This is a genomic window from Streptomyces sp. NPDC104367 (genome assembly GCF_055583825.1).
This window is the reverse complement of the sequence record NZ_JBVJND010000004.1, coordinates 130,688-146,209: the sequence shown is the minus strand read 5'-3', so window position 1 is coordinate 146,209 and position 15,522 is coordinate 130,688. Positions and strand designations below refer to the sequence as shown.

13 protein-coding genes are annotated in these 15,522 nt (G+C 74.0%); 8 read left to right on the top strand and 5 right to left on the bottom strand.

What is annotated here, in order from left to right; translation table 11 throughout:
* Positions 1-90: 90 nt before the first annotated feature.
* Positions 91-1,419 (bottom strand): ABC transporter substrate-binding protein, encoded by a 1,329-nt coding sequence (locus tag ACZ619_RS07950; protein ID WP_469595570.1) that lies wholly within the window; start codon positions 1,417-1,419, stop codon positions 91-93.
* Positions 1,420-1,694: 275 nt separating this feature from the next.
* On the bottom strand, positions 1,695-2,828 hold the full coding sequence (locus tag ACZ619_RS07945) for an ROK family transcriptional regulator (RefSeq protein WP_469595567.1): 1,134 nt from the start codon (positions 2,826-2,828) through the stop codon (positions 1,695-1,697).
* Between the two features lie 279 nt (positions 2,829-3,107).
* Between ACZ619_RS07945 and ACZ619_RS07940 the strand changes: the two genes are divergently transcribed.
* The 6 genes from ACZ619_RS07940 (at position 3,108) to ACZ619_RS07915 (ending at position 12,448) form a co-directional block, all read left to right on the top strand.
* A complete protein-coding gene (locus ACZ619_RS07940; RefSeq protein WP_469595564.1) occupies positions 3,108-4,058 on the top strand; it encodes a BadF/BadG/BcrA/BcrD ATPase family protein in 951 nt (316 codons plus the stop codon).
* 301 nt (positions 4,059-4,359) lie between these two features.
* Positions 4,360-6,294 carry a phosphatase PAP2 family protein gene (locus tag ACZ619_RS07935; protein WP_469595562.1) on the top strand — a complete coding sequence of 645 codons (1,935 nt, stop codon included), beginning with the start codon at positions 4,360-4,362 and terminating at the stop codon, positions 6,292-6,294.
* 91 nt (positions 6,295-6,385) lie between these two features.
* Positions 6,386-8,089: an ArnT family glycosyltransferase gene (locus ACZ619_RS07930; RefSeq protein WP_469596039.1), complete on the top strand. Its 1,704-nt coding sequence runs from the start codon at positions 6,386-6,388 to the stop codon at positions 8,087-8,089.
* Between the two features lie 134 nt (positions 8,090-8,223).
* A complete protein-coding gene (locus ACZ619_RS07925) occupies positions 8,224-9,150 on the top strand; it encodes a MurR/RpiR family transcriptional regulator (RefSeq protein WP_469595559.1) in 927 nt (308 codons plus the stop codon).
* A gap of 412 nt (positions 9,151-9,562) precedes the next feature.
* Positions 9,563-9,946, top strand: coding sequence for a hypothetical protein (locus ACZ619_RS07920; RefSeq protein WP_469595557.1), 384 nt, complete (start codon positions 9,563-9,565; stop codon positions 9,944-9,946).
* Between the two features lie 141 nt (positions 9,947-10,087).
* Positions 10,088-12,448, top strand: coding sequence for a SpoIIE family protein phosphatase (locus tag ACZ619_RS07915; RefSeq protein ID WP_469595555.1), 2,361 nt, complete (start codon positions 10,088-10,090; stop codon positions 12,446-12,448).
* Between the two features lie 9 nt (positions 12,449-12,457).
* Here the strand turns inward: ACZ619_RS07915 and ACZ619_RS07910 are convergent, their stop codons facing one another.
* The gene (locus tag ACZ619_RS07910; protein ID WP_469595552.1) at positions 12,458-12,598 is read right to left on the bottom strand and encodes a hypothetical protein; all 141 of its coding nucleotides are present in this window, start codon (positions 12,596-12,598) and stop codon (positions 12,458-12,460) included.
* Positions 12,599-12,687: 89 nt separating this feature from the next.
* On the bottom strand, positions 12,688-13,506 hold the full coding sequence (locus ACZ619_RS07905; RefSeq protein ID WP_469595549.1) for a peptidoglycan-binding protein: 819 nt from the start codon (positions 13,504-13,506) through the stop codon (positions 12,688-12,690).
* A 186-nt stretch (positions 13,507-13,692) separates the two neighbouring features.
* Here ACZ619_RS07905 and ACZ619_RS07900 point away from each other — a divergent pair, with 186 nt between their 5' ends.
* Together ACZ619_RS07900 and ACZ619_RS07895 are read left to right on the top strand one after the other, a co-directional pair.
* Positions 13,693-14,472 carry a TetR family transcriptional regulator gene (locus ACZ619_RS07900; RefSeq protein WP_469595546.1) on the top strand — a complete coding sequence of 260 codons (780 nt, stop codon included), beginning with the start codon at positions 13,693-13,695 and terminating at the stop codon, positions 14,470-14,472.
* 181 nt (positions 14,473-14,653) lie between these two features.
* Positions 14,654-15,070 (top strand): Zn-ribbon domain-containing OB-fold protein, encoded by a 417-nt coding sequence (locus tag ACZ619_RS07895; protein ID WP_469596037.1) that lies wholly within the window; start codon positions 14,654-14,656, stop codon positions 15,068-15,070.
* Positions 15,071-15,125: 55 nt separating this feature from the next.
* Here ACZ619_RS07895 and ACZ619_RS07890 read toward each other — a convergent pair whose 3' ends face one another.
* Positions 15,126-15,521 (bottom strand): PPOX class F420-dependent oxidoreductase, encoded by a 396-nt coding sequence (locus ACZ619_RS07890; RefSeq protein ID WP_469595545.1) that lies wholly within the window; start codon positions 15,519-15,521, stop codon positions 15,126-15,128.
* Position 15,522 lies beyond the last annotated feature (1 nt).

The window sequence follows — 15,522 nt, the reverse complement described above, 5'->3', positions numbered from 1 at the left end:
TTGGCGGGGCCCCCCCCGGGGGGGGGGGGCGGCGCGGGGGGGGGGGGGGGCGGGGGGGGGGGGCCCCCCCCCCCCCCCCGGCCCGGTGGCCTACGATCCGCTGCCGACCTGCTGGTTGTAGCCGTCCACGATGTTCTGGAGGGCCTTCTCCGCCGTCTGCTGGCCGTTGATCGCCTTGCCGAGCTCCGTCTTGGTCGGGTCCTCGGTGAGGCTCTTGCCCTTCAGCACCCAGTTCGTCTGGGCGGTGTTGAAGTAGCCGGAGATCGGGGCGTAGTTCGGGATCTCCTCGTTGTAGAGCTTGAACGCCGCCTGCGCCGCCTCGGAGGTGAAGGGGTACTTCGGGTTCAGACCGCTCTCGACCGGGAGGAACCCGGAGGTCTCGACCAGCTCGGTGTACTGCTTGGGGTCGTACACCCAGGACATGAACTTCTTCGCGGCGGCGGAGGCCTCGCTGTTGTTGTTGAAGCCCACCATCATGCCGCCGCTGTTGACGTCACTGGCCTGCACCGGCTGGGCGGGGGTCGGCACGCTCTCCCAGTCGAACTTCTTGATGCTGTCGGCGAAGGCGGCGACCTGCCACACACCGGACCAGTAGGCGACCACGTCACCGCTCTGGAACATGGCGGACGGGTCGGCGCCGCTGGTCCACACCGACTTCGGCATGGTCTTGTCGTCGTTCAGCCCGACGAAGTACTTCACGGCCTTCTTGGTCGCGGCGTCCACGGAGAACTTGCCGGAGGAGTCCGCGTGGACGTACTTGCCGCCCATCTCGTACACCATGGCGCGCAGCCGGGACGGCGACTGGTCGAAGGTCAGCGAGTACTTGGCGCCGGTCTTCTCCCGGACCTTGTTCGCGGCCGCGATGAACTCGGTCCACGTCCAGGTCTTCGACGGCGAGGTCGGGATCTCGACGCCGGCCTTCTTGAACAGCGTCTTGTTGATGAACAGGCCGGAGGCGGTGACGTCCGAGGGGATGGACAGCACCTTCCCGGACGAGTCCTTGGCGAGGAAGTTGGCGTTGATGTTGTAGCTCTTGTCATTGGCGATGGAGCTCAGGTCGATCAGCTTGTTCGACCAGATCGGGTCCAGCGCCGGCACGTCCGCGACGTCGGGCAGGGAGTTGGCCTGCGCGGCGTTGTGCAGCTTCGTGGGGTAGCCGTCGTACGGAATGTTGACGAGCTTGACGTTGACGCCGGTTTCCTTCTTGTACTGCTTGACCAGCTTCTTCCAGCCCGCGTCCTGGCCCGGGACCGTGGAGATCCAGAACGTCAGCGACTTGGCGCTCCCGCCCGAGCCGGAGCCCGAGCCGCAGGCGGAGAGCAGCAGGGCGCCTGCCGTGGCGACGGCGGCGAGGGGAACCAGGCGGCGCATACCGCCGCGGCCGAGTCGGCTGGAGCGCCGCACACCCACAGTGGTCATCTTCGATCCCATTTCGTCGGAAGGACGGAGCACGGCGCCGACGGAAGCGGCACGGGTGCATTTTGAAGGAAAAGTCACTTTCCGGGGGCGCGGCCTCGCCCGGCCGCATCGTCCACGCGGGGCGAGATCCCCGGCCGATGTGGCCGTCACCGCTCGGGCACGCCCTCGTGCGGTTGCCGTACGTCGCGTACGGGCTGGGAAGCTCGCCCCAAGCCGGCGTCCCGGCCGACTTAGAAAGCGCTTGTCCGGACATTGGCAGACCGAGTCGGAGGCCGTCAATCCTTCACCTGCGCGCCTTCGGTCACGTTTTGGACTCCCTGGGCCACCGCGAGCCGGGCGGCACCCACGACGGTACCCATGTCGCCGATCTGGCTGCTGACCACCTCGGTGGGCCAGCTCAGCCGTCCCAGCTCGGCCCGCACGCCGGGCAGCAGCTGCGGGTCCGCGCCGGTGCTGCCGCCGAGCACCAGGAGCCCCGGGTCCAGGACCGCGGTCACCGCGGCGGCCAGCCGGCCCACGTCGGCGGCGTGCCGGGCGACGAGGGCGCGGGCGGGCTCCAGGCCCTGGGCGGCCAGCGCGAAGAGCCGCTCGGCGCTGCGCGGGCACGGGCCGTCCGCCTCCCGCCAGACCTCGGCCGCCCGGCGCAGCAGGGCGTGCGAGCCCACGTACGCCTCCAGGGCCTCCTGGCGGGGCGCTGTGTCGTCGTCCCAGGGGTAGGGCAGCCGGGCGAGCTCACCGGCCGCGCCGTTGGCGCCGCGCACCACATGGCCGCCGATGACGATGCCCAGACCGATACCGACGCCGATCCGCAGGTAGCCGAAGGTGCGGCGGCCCCGGGCGGCACCCTCGTGGAGTTCGGCGAGGGCCGCGCAGTTCACGTTGTTCTCCAGGTGGACGGGCACGCCCGGCGGCAGCGCGACGGAGACCGCGTCGAAGACGGGCCCCGCCTTGGCGGTCGCCGGGCGCATGCCGGTGCCCGCGCGGTCCCGGGCGGTGACGTCACCGACGGCGACCACGATGGCCCGCAGCGGCGCCCCGGCGGGCAGCGCGGCCAGCGCCTCGCGGACGGCGTCGGCGGCCCGGGCCCGGGGCGTGGCGGCCTCCGCGAGCAGGGTGCCGTCCAGGGCGCAGCCGCGCACCCGGGTGCGGGCCGGCCCCAGGTCGACGGCGAGGACCGAACCGGAGGCGGGCCCGAGACCGTATACGGCCGCGGAACGGCCGGTGCCGCTGGAGGCGGTGCCGGAGTGGGTGGCCAGCCGCGCTCCCTCCAGCTCCGCGACGGCGGCGGAGACCGTCGGTTTGGACAGGCCCGCGAGGCTCGCGAGCTGCGGCCGGGTGGCGGTGCCGGCCCGGGCCAGCACGGTGAAGACCGCACCGGCGCTCTCGGTGAGCCGGGGGGCCTCAGCCACGACGTGTTCCACAGTTCCCCCAGGGGTCAGGGGCCGCGCTCCCCGGGTGGCGGGGTGCGGCGATGCGATGCCCTCGTGCCGCGCGGTCCCGCCCTGCGGCGGTGTCCCGTGATCGACTGCGCGACAACTCTTGACGCACTGTACTTCGTTAGTTAACTTCCTAACGAAGTACACGGTACTCGCCTGCCGTGCTCCGAAAGAGGCCCGTCCCGGGGCTTCCCGACCAGCTCGACTCCCGTTCTGCCACGTGCGGTTCGCCCGCCGTCACGGCAAAGTGCCATGCTCTTCGGCGCCCTTCGCCCAGACGACGAAAGAGGATCCGTGCAGGACGCTCCTTCCTCGTGCCCGCTCGTGGTCGGTATCGACGTCGGCGGCACCAAGACCCACCTCCGCGCGCGCACCGACGCGGACACGGTCACCGATCACGTCCGTTCCAGCAGCGGCTGGCGGCCGCACGACGCGGCCGCCGCGGCCCGCTGGCTGACGGACCTGGTCCATGAGGCCCTCCCGGCCGGCACCCGCCCCGCCGCGCTCTCCGTCGGCGGGCACGCCTGCGAGACCCCCCGCCAGTGCGCCGGCATCGCCGCCGCGCTGCGGGACTCGCTCGGTGTGCCCGTCCGGGTGGTGGGCGACGCCGAGCTCCTGGTCCCCGCCGCGGGCCTGGACAAGGGCGTCGGCCTGGTCGCCGGCACCGGCTCGGTGGCCGTCGGCCGGGCCCCCGACGGCAGCCCCGTACAGGTGGGCGGCTGGGGCGCGGTACTCGGCGACGAGGGCGGCGCCGCCGGGCTGGTCCGGGACGCGGCGCGCGCCGCCTGGGCCGCGCACGACCGGGGCGAGGCACCCGACGCGCTCGCGACCGGTCTGGTGGCCGCCTTCGAGGTCGCCGAGGTGCCCGCGCTGGGCGCCGCCCTGGAGAGCGCCACCGACGTCTCCGCCGAGTGGGGCCGGCACGCCAGGGTGGTCTTCGCCGCGGCCGACGCGGGCTCGCCGATCGCCCGGGACGTCATCGCCGAGGGCGGCCGCGCGCTCGCCGCCCTGGTGGCCCGGCTCGCCGCCCGCGGACTCCCCGTGGACGACGTGGTGGTCGCGGGCGGCACGATCCTGTCCCAGCGACGCCTGTACGACGCCTTCGCCGCCGCGCTCGCCGAGGCCGTGCCGGGAGCCCGGCCGCGGCAGCTGCGCCTCCCTCCGGTCGAGGGGGCGCTGGCGCTGGCACGCGCTCTGCTGTGAGCCGGGCGCGGTACGGGACCCGTCCGCCTCCGTTCATCTGCGCGGGCGCGTACCACGGACCTCTCGGCAGCGTGAACGCGCAGGTCCCGGGCCGTTCTTCCTGTGAACCACCGGGCTGCCGTTCAACTGCGGGCCATGCGGCGGTCGTCACGGCATGACCGCCGGGTCACGCACCCGCCTTAGAACTTCGCTCGTTCGACACTTCTCCCCCGCGAACCCGCACGCTCACGCGCACCAGGAGCACCGGCCGTTCGCCAACCCCTGCCGGCCGCCGGGCCGCAGAACCCAAGAGAGGCACACCATGCCGTCATCTGCCGGGCACCGCACCTCCTCACCGGCCCGTGGCCTCGCCGTCGGCCGACGGGGATTCCTGAAGACCTCGCTCGGCGCGTCGGCCGGCATCGTGGCCGCCCCGACCTTCGCCACGTGGCTCGCGGCCGCCGACGCCAAGGCCGCGACCGCCGCCGCCGCGTTCGTCGACGACTACAAGAGCAACACCACCGCCAACCTGACGGCCGACACCAACGCGGTGGTGCGGATCCTCGACGGCTTCGCGCAGATCTGGAAGACCGGGTCCGCCTGGAACACCGGCACCGTGCTGCGGGCCGACATCCTGCGCGCCAACATGCGCCACTGCGCCCGCGTCACCACCCGGCGCACCGCCGCCGAGGCGAAGACGGCGTTCATCTACGACCGCCAGCACCAGAGCTACGCGATGATCGCCGGCCTCGGCCCGCTCGCCGACCTCTACAAGGCGGGGTCGCTCGCGGTCACCTCGATCACCAGCGCGCCCGACACCACCCCCGCGACCACCGTCAGCGACGCCGTCCCGGCCGACGCCCCGGCCGGCTCGGCGCTCGGCGCGGGCTCGCACGGCTCGGCGCTGGGCAAGGTCGCCGAGCTGGTCGACACCGTGCGCGGCCCCTACGCGTCCGGCAACCCCGCCAAGTACGCCTACCAGTACCCGCGTCCGTGGCGCATGAACGAGAACAGCGAGGTCGTCGACACCGGCACGACCGACGCGCTCGGCTACCCGGTCTACCAGTCGGACGTGGTCGTCGCCCCGCAGCTGCTGCGCCAGCGCGGCACCTCCCCGACCGACGACGGCGGCTTCCCCTCCGGCCACACCAACGCCTTCCACCTGGCCGCGCTCGCCTACGCCTACGCGGTGCCGGAGCGCTTCCAGGAGCTGGTGACCCGTGCCCTGGAGCTGAGCGACACCCGGATCGTCGCGGGCATGCACAACACCGTGGACGTGCTGGCCGGCCGCGTCATGGCCACCGCGCTCGCCGCCGCCACCCTCACCGACCCGGCCAACGCCGACCTCAAGGCCGCCGCCCGCGCCCAGGCCCTCGCCTGGTTCGAGGCGCAGACCGGCAGCACCGCCGACACCCTGTACGCCTACGCGCACTCGGCCGGCACCGGCACCGACCCGTACGCCGACCGCGCGGCCAACGAGCGCGCGGTCACGCCCCGGCTGACCTACGTCCTCCAGCGGCAGGGCCGCGAACTGCCGCTCACCGTGCCCAAGGGCGCGGAGGTGCTCCTGGAGACCCGCCAGCCCTACCTCGGTGCCGACCAGCGCCGCGAGGTGCTGCGCACCACCGGCCTGCCCTCCGGGTACGTGCTGCTGGACGGCGACGAGCAGTGGGGCCGCCTCAACCTGTTCGCCGCGGCGGACGGTTACGGCTCCTTCGACTCGGACGTCACGGTCACCCTGGACGCGGCGGCGGGCGGCTTCGCGGCGGCCGACAGCTGGCGCAACGACATCGACGGCCGCGCCGGGCTCACCAAGCGCGGCACCGGCACGCTGACGCTGACCGGCCGCAACCGCTACACGGGCGGCACCGTCGTGGCGGCGGGCACCCTGGTCGCCGGTTCGCAGGACGCGCTGGGCCACGGCGACGTCCGGGTCTCGGCCGGCACCCTGCGGGTGACCGGGCGGGTGTCCGTGCGCGGCACGTACAGCCAGGACGCGGGCGCCCTGGAGGTCACCGTGGGCAAGGGCCGCAAGGCCCCGCTGACGGTGAAGCACCTGGCGGTGCTGGGCAGGGGCAGCACCCTCGTCCTGAACCTCGACACCGAGCACCCGCCGGCCGCGGGCAGCACCCTCGCCGTGCTGGACGCGCCGCGGCTGCGCGGCCAGTTCGACAAGGTGGAGCTGAACTCCGCCACGCTGCGGGCCGTACCCGTGTACACGGCGGACGGTCTGTCGGTACGACTCGTGAAGCGGTGACGCGCCCGGCGGCGGGAGCGGTGCGACAGTGGGGCCCATGGCGGCCCGTGATCGCTCCCGTCGCCGCGGGCCCGGTGTCCCCGCGGGGCGGATGATGGCAAGCGAACAGCAGTCGGTTCTCGACCCCGACGTCCCCGGCACCCCCGTGCCCGCCGCCGGGCCCGGCCCACGGCCCGGTCCGGCGGCCCGGCTCCACGCCGCCCTGCGCGCCCGCCGCCGGTGGCTGGTGCCGGTCCTCGTCGTCCTGCTCCTCGGCCAGATGGCGGCGGCGATGGTGACCACCGCGGTCCAGCAGACGCCCACCATCGACGAGCCGGTGTACGTGGCCACGGCCACCGACTACCTCCACGAGCACCGGCTGCGCTACAACCCCGAGCACCCGCCGCTGGGCAAGCTCGTCGTCATGGCCGGGATCGCGGTCGCCGACCCGCACTACGACCCGTCCTACCGGGGCGACCAGGGGCAGGTGGGCCGGCATCTGCTGTACGCGTCCGGCAACGACCCCTGGCGGGTGATGCTGTGGGCGCGGCTGCCGGTGATCGTGCTGACGCTGCTGTTCGGCCTGGTCGCGTTCGCCTTCGCCCGGGAGATCCTCGGCACGGCGGCCGGGCTGCTGGCGCTCGGGCTGTACGCCTTCTCCCCCGATCTGATCGCGCACGGCTCGCTGGCCACCCTGGACGTCCCGGCGGCCGGCTTCGTGCTGACGTCGGCCTGGCTGGTGTGGCGGGCCCGGCGCCGCCCGCGTCCGTATCTCCCGCTCGCCGGGGCCGCGTTGGGCGCCGCGGTGGCGACGAAGATGAGCGCGCTGCCCGCGATCCCGGTCCTGACGGTGCTGGCGGCGCTGTCGGTGTGGGGCGGCTGGAACCGGCGGCGCGTGCTGCGGGCGCTCGCCGCGGCGGCGGTCGTGGCGGTGACCGCGGTCGCCGTGGTCTGGCTCAGCTACCTCGCGGTCGATCCCCGGCTGCGTTTCGTGCCCGCCGGCCCGGTCCCGGCCGTGCACGGCGTGCGCGGCCTGCTGGTGGACCTGATGCCCTTCCCGCGCGCCTACCGGGACGGCATGCGGGTGCAGTTCGGCCTGGAGGACTACCCCTGGCAGGGTTATCTCTTCGGGCACCTGTACACCGGGTCCCGCTGGTACTACCTGCCGGCCGCCCTGCTGGTGAAGACCCCGCTCGGCATGCTGGCGCTGTGGGCGGCCGGTGCCGCCGCGCTGGTGACGGTACGGCGGCTGCGGCCGGCCGCGCCGTACCTGCTGCTGCCGCCGGCCGTGCTGCTGGCCGCGGCGATGACCGGCTCGCGGGACTTCGGGACGCGGTACGCGCTGTTCATGCCGATGTTCCTGGCGGTCGCCGGGGCCTCGGTGCTCGCGATGCGCCGGCGGTGGTCGCGGCCGGCGGCCGGGGCGCTGCTGCTGTTCGTCGCGGTGAGTTCGCTGCGCACGTTCCCGTTCTATCTGCCGTACTCCAACGAGGCGTTCGGCGGTCCGGCCAGGACGCATCTGCGGCTGCACGACTCCAACGTCGACTGGGGCCAGGACCTCGGCCGGCTCGCCGACCGGCTCGCGGAGCGCTACCCGGGCGAGCGGGTCTGGCTGGTCTACAAGGGAAGCGGCGTGCCGTCGTACTACGGCATCCACGCAGCCGATCCCCGCACGGTGCCGCCCGGCCGGGTGCACGGGCTGCTGGTCGTCTCGGACTCCTCCGTCGCCAAGGCACGCGGCGCGCTGGCCGAATTGATCAAGAGCAGCCGGCCCGTCGATGATGTCGGCCATTCGATCACCATTTTCCGGCGCTGACCGCGGGAATCCCGGTGCCGGCCGCGCACGCCGCGCGTTCGGCCGCCGGGGCGGTACGGCACCGTGCGCACCCCCTGGTCACCACGGGCCGTGGGCTATGTTGAGTCCTCGTGGGAGACAAAGGAGGCGCTTCGGTGCCATCGCCGCAGCAGGCACGCGCTCAGGCATCCGCGATCACATCGGGCAAGACCGAGCCGGAGGCGGAGGCGGCGCCCACCTCCCAGCTCCGCGAGCTCTTCGACGGGCCCCGGCTCTCCCCGGGCCAGCGGCGCATCGCCCAGTACCTGATCGACCACATCACCGAGGCGGCCTTCCTGTCGATCACCGACCTCGCCGAGCGGGTCGGGGTCAGCCAGCCGTCGGTGACCCGGTTCGCCGGAGCGGTCGGCTTCAGCGGTTACCCGGCGCTGCGGGAGCGGCTCCAGTCGATCGCGCTGCGCACCCTGGCGGGGGGCGGCGGCGGAGCGGCGACCGAGCACCGCAGCAACGAGCTCCAGGCCGCCGTGGACGCCGAGATCGAGAACCTGGAGAACCTGCGCCGGGACTTCGCCGACCCGGACCGGGTGATCTGGATCGGCCGGGAGCTGTCCAGGTCGTCCCCGCTGACCGTGCTGGGCCTGCGCATCTCCGTCTCGCTGGCGGAGTACTTCGCCTACGCCGCCCGCCGTATCCACCCCGACGTACGGCTGGTGACCAGAGGCGGCAGCGTCGCCTACGACGCGCTGCTGCAGTCGCGGGAGGCGGGCGGCACCTGGGTGCTGGCGTTCGGCATGCCGCGGCACGCGCAGGAGACGCTGACCGCGATCCGGGTGGCGCGCGGCGCCGGGCTGCGGGTGGCCCTGGTGACCGACCTCGCGCTCGGCGCGCTGGCGGACGAGGCCGATGTGACCTTCAGCACCGGTACCGGCTCCCGCCTGGTCTTCGACACCTACGCGGCGCCCGGTCTGATGGCCGCCGCGCTGCTCCAGGCGATGACGGACGCCGATCCCGAGCGCACCCAGGCGCGCCTGGAGGAGTACGAGCAGGTCGCCGAGCAGCACCAGTTCTTCCTCAAGGACTGAGTCTTCCTCCCCGAGGACTGATCGCGGGCCCGGCGCACCCGCCGACGATCCCCCGCACACTCTCCCGCATGGCTACTTAAGGGAATCATTCACCTCATTTCGCGCATGAATGTTTTCATACGTCTTGCAAACCGGACGGCATATATAAATACTGCTCAGGGATCACCCCACCCGTCCCCGAGAAAGCCACGGACCGCCCATGCGCACGCAGCTCCACCCGCAGTGCCGGCGGCCGACGCCCGGGGACCCTGCACGGACGCCCCCTGCCGCCGTCTCCTACCCGCGTCGGCGCCGGGTGCGTTCGAACGGGCATCGCCTGCGCGATTCGCCCGCGGCGGCTCCGGCCATCCCCTAGGCCGGAGCCGCCCAGACCTCCGTCGCACACCCTCACGACGCCGCACACCCGGAAGCGATGATCATGACTCTGACGACGACCACGCGCATCAGCTCAGACTGGCCCTGCCAGGTCAAGGCACCGGGCAGCTACGACTGGGAACGCTCGGCCGCCAAGTGGCTGCGCGAACTCGTGCCGGCCCGCTACGCCAGCTACCCGGCCCTGATCCGCCACCCCGTGCTCCTCGCCCGGCACGCGCAGATCCAGGTCCAGCAGGAGGTCCGGGTGGCGCGCACCGCGCTCCAGACCGCGCGGGCCGAACTGCCCCTGCTGGGGCTGCCGGAGTCGGTCATCGAGCACACGATCAAGCTGTACGCGGCGGAGGTCATGCAGCTCCAGCACATCGCCCGCAGCGTCCGCGCGGTCACCGAGGCGCTCGTCGGCCACAGCACCGGCCGCTGACCCGGCCGGCCCCCGACCCGACCTGCCGGCGGACGCCCCGCCCCTCGCCGGTCCGGTGCGGTCGGAAACCGATCCGGTACGGCCCGGAACCGATCCGGTACGGCCGTGATCGAAGGCGCCGACCTGTGCGATGCTCGACCCGTGACGAGCGAGCACGCGCCTCCCGGTGACACCGGTTCCGCCGCCGAGCTGGCGGCCCTGGCGAAGATCGTCTCCAGGCAGCGCGCGGAGCTGGACCGGCTGCGGAACTCGATGGCCGCCTCCGCCGTCGTGGAGCGGGCCAAGGGCGCGCTGATGGCGACGGAGGGCTGCTCCCCGGACGCCGCCCACGAGGCGCTGCTGCGGCGGGCCGAGAGCGGGAACCGCACGCTGCTGGAGGAGTGCTGGCTCACCATCGGCGCCCTGATGCCCACCGTGCCGCCGGCCACCGCCGCCGTGCCGCCCGCCGCGGCGCGGCCCCGGGAGGCGCCCGCGGCGCCGGACACCGCCGAGACGCTGGGCAGCCTCGGCAAGGCCCTGGTCCGCGTCGGCTCCCCGCAGGAGCTGGCCGCGTCGCTCCTGAAGCACCTGGCCCCCGCCGTCGGCGCCGACGCCGTGCTGCTGTACCGGCGGCCGGACGGCGACGGGCTCGAACTCATCGGGTACGCCGGCGTCGACGCCACACTCGCCGGCCTCTGGCAGCAGGTGCCCCCGGTGTCCGGGATCGCCCCGCTGGAGGCGCTGCGGACCGGTGAGCCGCGCTGGCTGGAGCACTACCCGCGGGAGCGGCGGGAGTTCCAGCTCATCGGCGAGCCGCACGGGCGCTGGCCGTCCCGGGCCTGGCTGCCGGTCACCACCGGCGGCGCGCACGACGTGGCCCTCGGCGTGCTGCGGCGCGAAGGGGCCGCCTTCGGCCCGGCCGGGCGCGAGCTGCTGCGGGGCGTCGCCCGGCTGTGCGCGGGCCGGCTCGGCGCCCTGGACAGCCCCGGCGAGACGGTGGCCTCGGCCTTCTCCCGGACCGTGCAGCGGGTGCTGGACGCCTTCCCGGGGGCGGCGGTCCTGCTGACCCCGCTGCGCACCGCCGCCGGCGAGGTGGAGGACTACCGCATCGACGCGGCCGCCCCGGACGCCGTCGACATCCTCGGCCGCACCGGCCACGAGATGGTCGGCGCGCACATCCTGGAGAGCTACCCCTCCGTCGCCGGCGAGTCGCTGTGGCAGGGGTACCTGAAGGCGCTCGCCGGAGAGCCGTACGAGGGGGAGCCCTTCGTCTACCGGGAGGTCGTCGCGGGGGTCGCCGTGACGGCGACCTACTCGGTGCGGGCCGCGCGGCTCGGCGACGGCCTGCTGGTGACCTGGCTGCGGCACGACACCGAGGAGCGGCAGGAACAGCGGCTGGCGGACATGCAGCGGCTCGGCAACCTCGGCTGGGCCAACTGGAACCTGATCACCCGTCAGGTCACCTGGTCGCCCCAGGTCTACACCATCCTGGGCCGCGCCCCGGGCCGCGGAGCCGTCCCGCTGGACCTGCTGCCGGACCTCGTACTGCCCGAGGACGCACACGCGTTGGCCCACGCGGTCGCCGAACTCGCCCGCACCGGACGGCCGTTCGACATCCCTTTCCGGATCCGGACCGGCAACGCGGTGCGGCACCTGCGGGCCGTCGCGGAAGCGGTGGCCGCCCCGGACGGCACGGTCGTCGAGGTGCACGGCTTCGTGCAGGACCTCAGCGCCCAGCGCAACGCCGAACTCGCGCTGGTGGAGAGCGAGCGGGCGATCCTGGTGCAGCGCGGCGTCCTGGAGGCCGAGCGGGCGCTCGCCGTGCGGCTCCAGCACGCCCTGCTGCCGCTGCCCAGCGAACCGGTGCGGCTGTGCGGGCTGCGCGTCGAGGTCGCCTACCTGCCCGCGCAGGCGGGGGTGCATGTCGGCGGCGACTGGTTCAGCGCCATCGAACTGCCCGACGACGCCGCGCTGTTCGTGGTCGGCGACGTGGCGGGACACGGCGTGGACGCGGTCGCGACCATGGCCCAGCTGCGCTTCACCGCGAAGGGCATGGTGAGCACCGGCTCCTCCCTGACCGGGGCGCTGGCCCGGCTCAACTTCCTGCTCCTGCACTCGCGGGACGCCCAGTCCACCGCCACGCTGGTGCTGGCCCGCTACGAGCCCGCGCGGCGCTGTCTGGTCTGGGCCCAGGCCGGCCATCTGCCGCCCCTGCTGGTGCGCGACGGCAGGGCCCGCTTCCTGGACCGGCCGGCCGGCATCGTGCTCGGGGCCTCGGCGGACCCGTACTACGAGGCGGCCCGATGCCCGCTGGAGCCGGGCGACCGGCTGCTCATATACACCGACGGCCTGGTCGAGCGGCCCGGCGAGGACATCGACACCGGGCTCGCGCGGCTGGCCGAGGCCGTCCGGGACGCCGGGCCCGCCTCCCTGGACGCGCTGCTCGCCGCCATGCTGTCGGGCGAGCGGCGCGACGACGTGTGCGTGCTGGACATCCGGGTGCCGGCGCCGGACGGACCGTAGCCCGCCGGGTCAGTCGTCGCGGTGGAGCCAGTACCAGACCAGGCCCGCCACGAGGGCCAGCAGGAACACGGCGGGCACCAGCAGGCCCGGGAGGCGGGAGCCGTTCATCTGCGTGGCCTTCGGGGTCGTACGGCGGGAGCCCGGCGGCACGGACCGCCGGGTGACTGCCCATCGTGGCCCCCGCCCCGCGCTCCTCCGCGGGGATTGACCGATCCGTTGCCCTGCGTTCGACCTGGGCGTCAGCCGTCGGTGAGGCTGGTGCGGGACTCCAGGGAGCGGCGGGTGTCGTCGCCGTAGACCCCGCGTTCGTCGCCGCTGATGCCGTACCAGATCTGGAAGCGCTCCACGGCGGCGGTGAGGGCGGCGTCGTAGGTGCCGGCGGTGGAGCCGTCGTGGTAGACGTCCGGGATGCGCAGCAGGCGCTGCTCCAGTTCGACGACCTCGGGGCCGGTGTCGCCCTGGCGCAGGGTGCCGGCGCCGTCGGGGTCGGTGGAGGTGTCCGAGGCCGGCGGGGTGGTGGCCGGTGCCGTGGTCGCGGACGGGGAGGTCTGGGCGGCCTCGGCGGTGCCCTCCCGGCCCGGCAGCAGCAGGGCGCAGCCGAAGCCGACCAGCGCGGCCGCGCTGACGGCCACCACGACGGCGGCCCGGCGCAGTCCCGGGCCGAAGCCGAAGGGGCGGGCCGCGTGGGAGCCGTGGACGTGGCCGCCGGGTCCGGGCCGGGGGCCGTCGGTGACGGGCGGGAGTTCCTGGGTCTCGTCCTCGGCGCCGGAGTCCGGCCACCCGGTCGAGTCGAAGGACTCGAAGGCCGCCGGGCCGCGGGCCTCCTCCGCGCCCTTCGGCTCCCGGTGCCCCTTGTGGCCCTTCGGCTCCTTCTGGGTCCGTTGGCCCTTCTGGCGCTTCTGGTTCTGCGCCTCCCGTGCCCTCTCGTCGGCCTCCGCCTCCTCACGGATCTCGCGCATCAGCTCCGCGAGGGTGTCGAGCCGGCGCGGGCGCAGGACCCGGACCGGTTCCAGCACCGGTCCGCGGTGCGGCTGTTCAGGGTCGGGCGCTGTCGACACACTGCTCTCCTTCTACGTCCCGTGCGCACGGGTGTCCGCGGTCCCCGAGAACAGATACGGGGACACCGGCGCGGCGGTTCAGCGGGAGCGGGGCGAGCCGGTGTCCGCCGGGGCCGAGAGCACTCAGTCCCCCGGATGCGTGCACCGAGTGCCAGGCGGGGCCGCAGAAATGCTACGTTCGCGTCCATGAGCTTCAGCAGCACGGCGCCGTCCGCGAAGCCGCCCATGCGGGACGCCCTGGTCGGGGCGGCCTTCCGGCTCTTCCTGGAGCGCGGCTACGAGCAGACGACCGTCGACGACATCGTCGCCCTGGCGGGGGTGGGGCGGCGCTCGTTCTTCCGCTACTTCCCGTCCAAGGAGGACGTGGTCTTCCCCGACCACGAGGGCTGCCTGGCCGACATGACCGCCTTCCTGGCGGCGAGCGGGCCGGACGCCGAACCGGTGCGGCGGGTGTGCGACGCGGCCCGGCTGGTGCTGCGGATGTACGCGGAGAACCCGACGTTCTCCGTGCAGCGCTACCGGCTCACCAAGCAGGTGCCGGGGCTGCGCGCCTATGAGCTGTCGGTGGTGTGGCGCTACGAGCGCGCCCTCGCCGAGTACCTGCGCGGCCGCTGCGCCGGCCGTCCGGACGGGACGCTGCGCGCGGACGTCGTCGCGGCGGCCGTGGTCGCGGCGCACAACAACGCGCTCCGCTCCTGGCTGCGTTCGGACGGGCGGGGCGACGCGGGCGCCACGGTCGACCACGCGCTGGGCTACGTCCAGGCCGCGTTCGGCACCCGGACCGCGGCCGACGACACCGCGGCCGACAGTGGCGCGGCCGCCGGTGGCGCGCCGGGCCCGGCGCCGGTCGCGCTGTTCGGCGCGCCGACGGAGCACCCGGACGACGTGGTGGTCCTCGTCTCCCGGCGGGACGCCCCGATGTGGCGGGTGGTGCAGGAGATCGAGACCGCGTTCGGGCGCGCCTGACCTGCACGCCGCCCTCACGAGGTCTGCCCACATTCGGGGTACGCAGTGCCTTTACGCTTGGCACTGCGTGCCATACGCTGTCGGCGTGCGCGGCGGCACGGTGAGCCGGGCACGGGTGTGCGCGGCCGGGTCCGGGCACGCCGGATTCGGGTTTCCGGGCGAGCGCAGGGAGTTGACCAGCGTGTACCACTACTCGGCTAGCGCCGCACAGTCGGCGGTCGGATTCGCGACGGGCGTCCTCGACCCCGCGCCCGCGGACCTCAGGGACGCGATCGTCTTCCAGCGCTGCACCTGGTGCGGCACCGCCACGTACCACCGGCTGCTGTGCCCGGTGTGCCAGGGCAGCGAACTGCGCACGGAGCGCAGCGAGGGCGTGGGAACGGTCCGCCACTCGACGGTGCTGCACCGCAACACGCCCGCCGCGCGCAACATGTCGCTGGTGGAGATGGCCGAGGGCTTCGTGGTGCGGGGCAGGGTCATGGGCCCGCCGATCGGCATCCACAGCGGCGACCGCGTCAAGCTCTCCACGGCCAAGGACCCGGTCCGCGGCGAGCCGGTCTTCCAACTCCTCGACGAGCCCTACCGAGCCTGGACCTGACCCCCGGAAACCCCTTGCGGGCCGCCCTCACCGGTGCCCTGGGCGGCCGGTCGGATCAGGGGGTCGGGGTGATGCGGATGCCGACTGTTCCGGGGAGGCCTCGGCGCAGTCTGCTGCCGAGGAGTGTGAGGCGGCCGGTGAGGCCGTACTTGCGGGCGATGAGGCGGCGGTAGCGGGCGGTGGTGTCCGCGTCCGTGATCTCGGCGGTGGCGGTGACCGCTTCGCCGCCCGGGCGGCCACGCACGTCGCAGGGGCCGACCGTGACGTCGGCGCGGCGGCGGATCCGCTTGACCTTCCAGCTGTCGGCGGTGGTCCAGACGCCGAGCGTGTCGCCGTCCCGCACCACCCACACCGGGGTGGGGACCGGGGTGCCGTCCTTGCGGTAGCTGGTGACCAGCAGGTACTTGCCGGCCGCGAGTCGGTCCAGTGCCGTACCGGCGGTGTCGTCCATG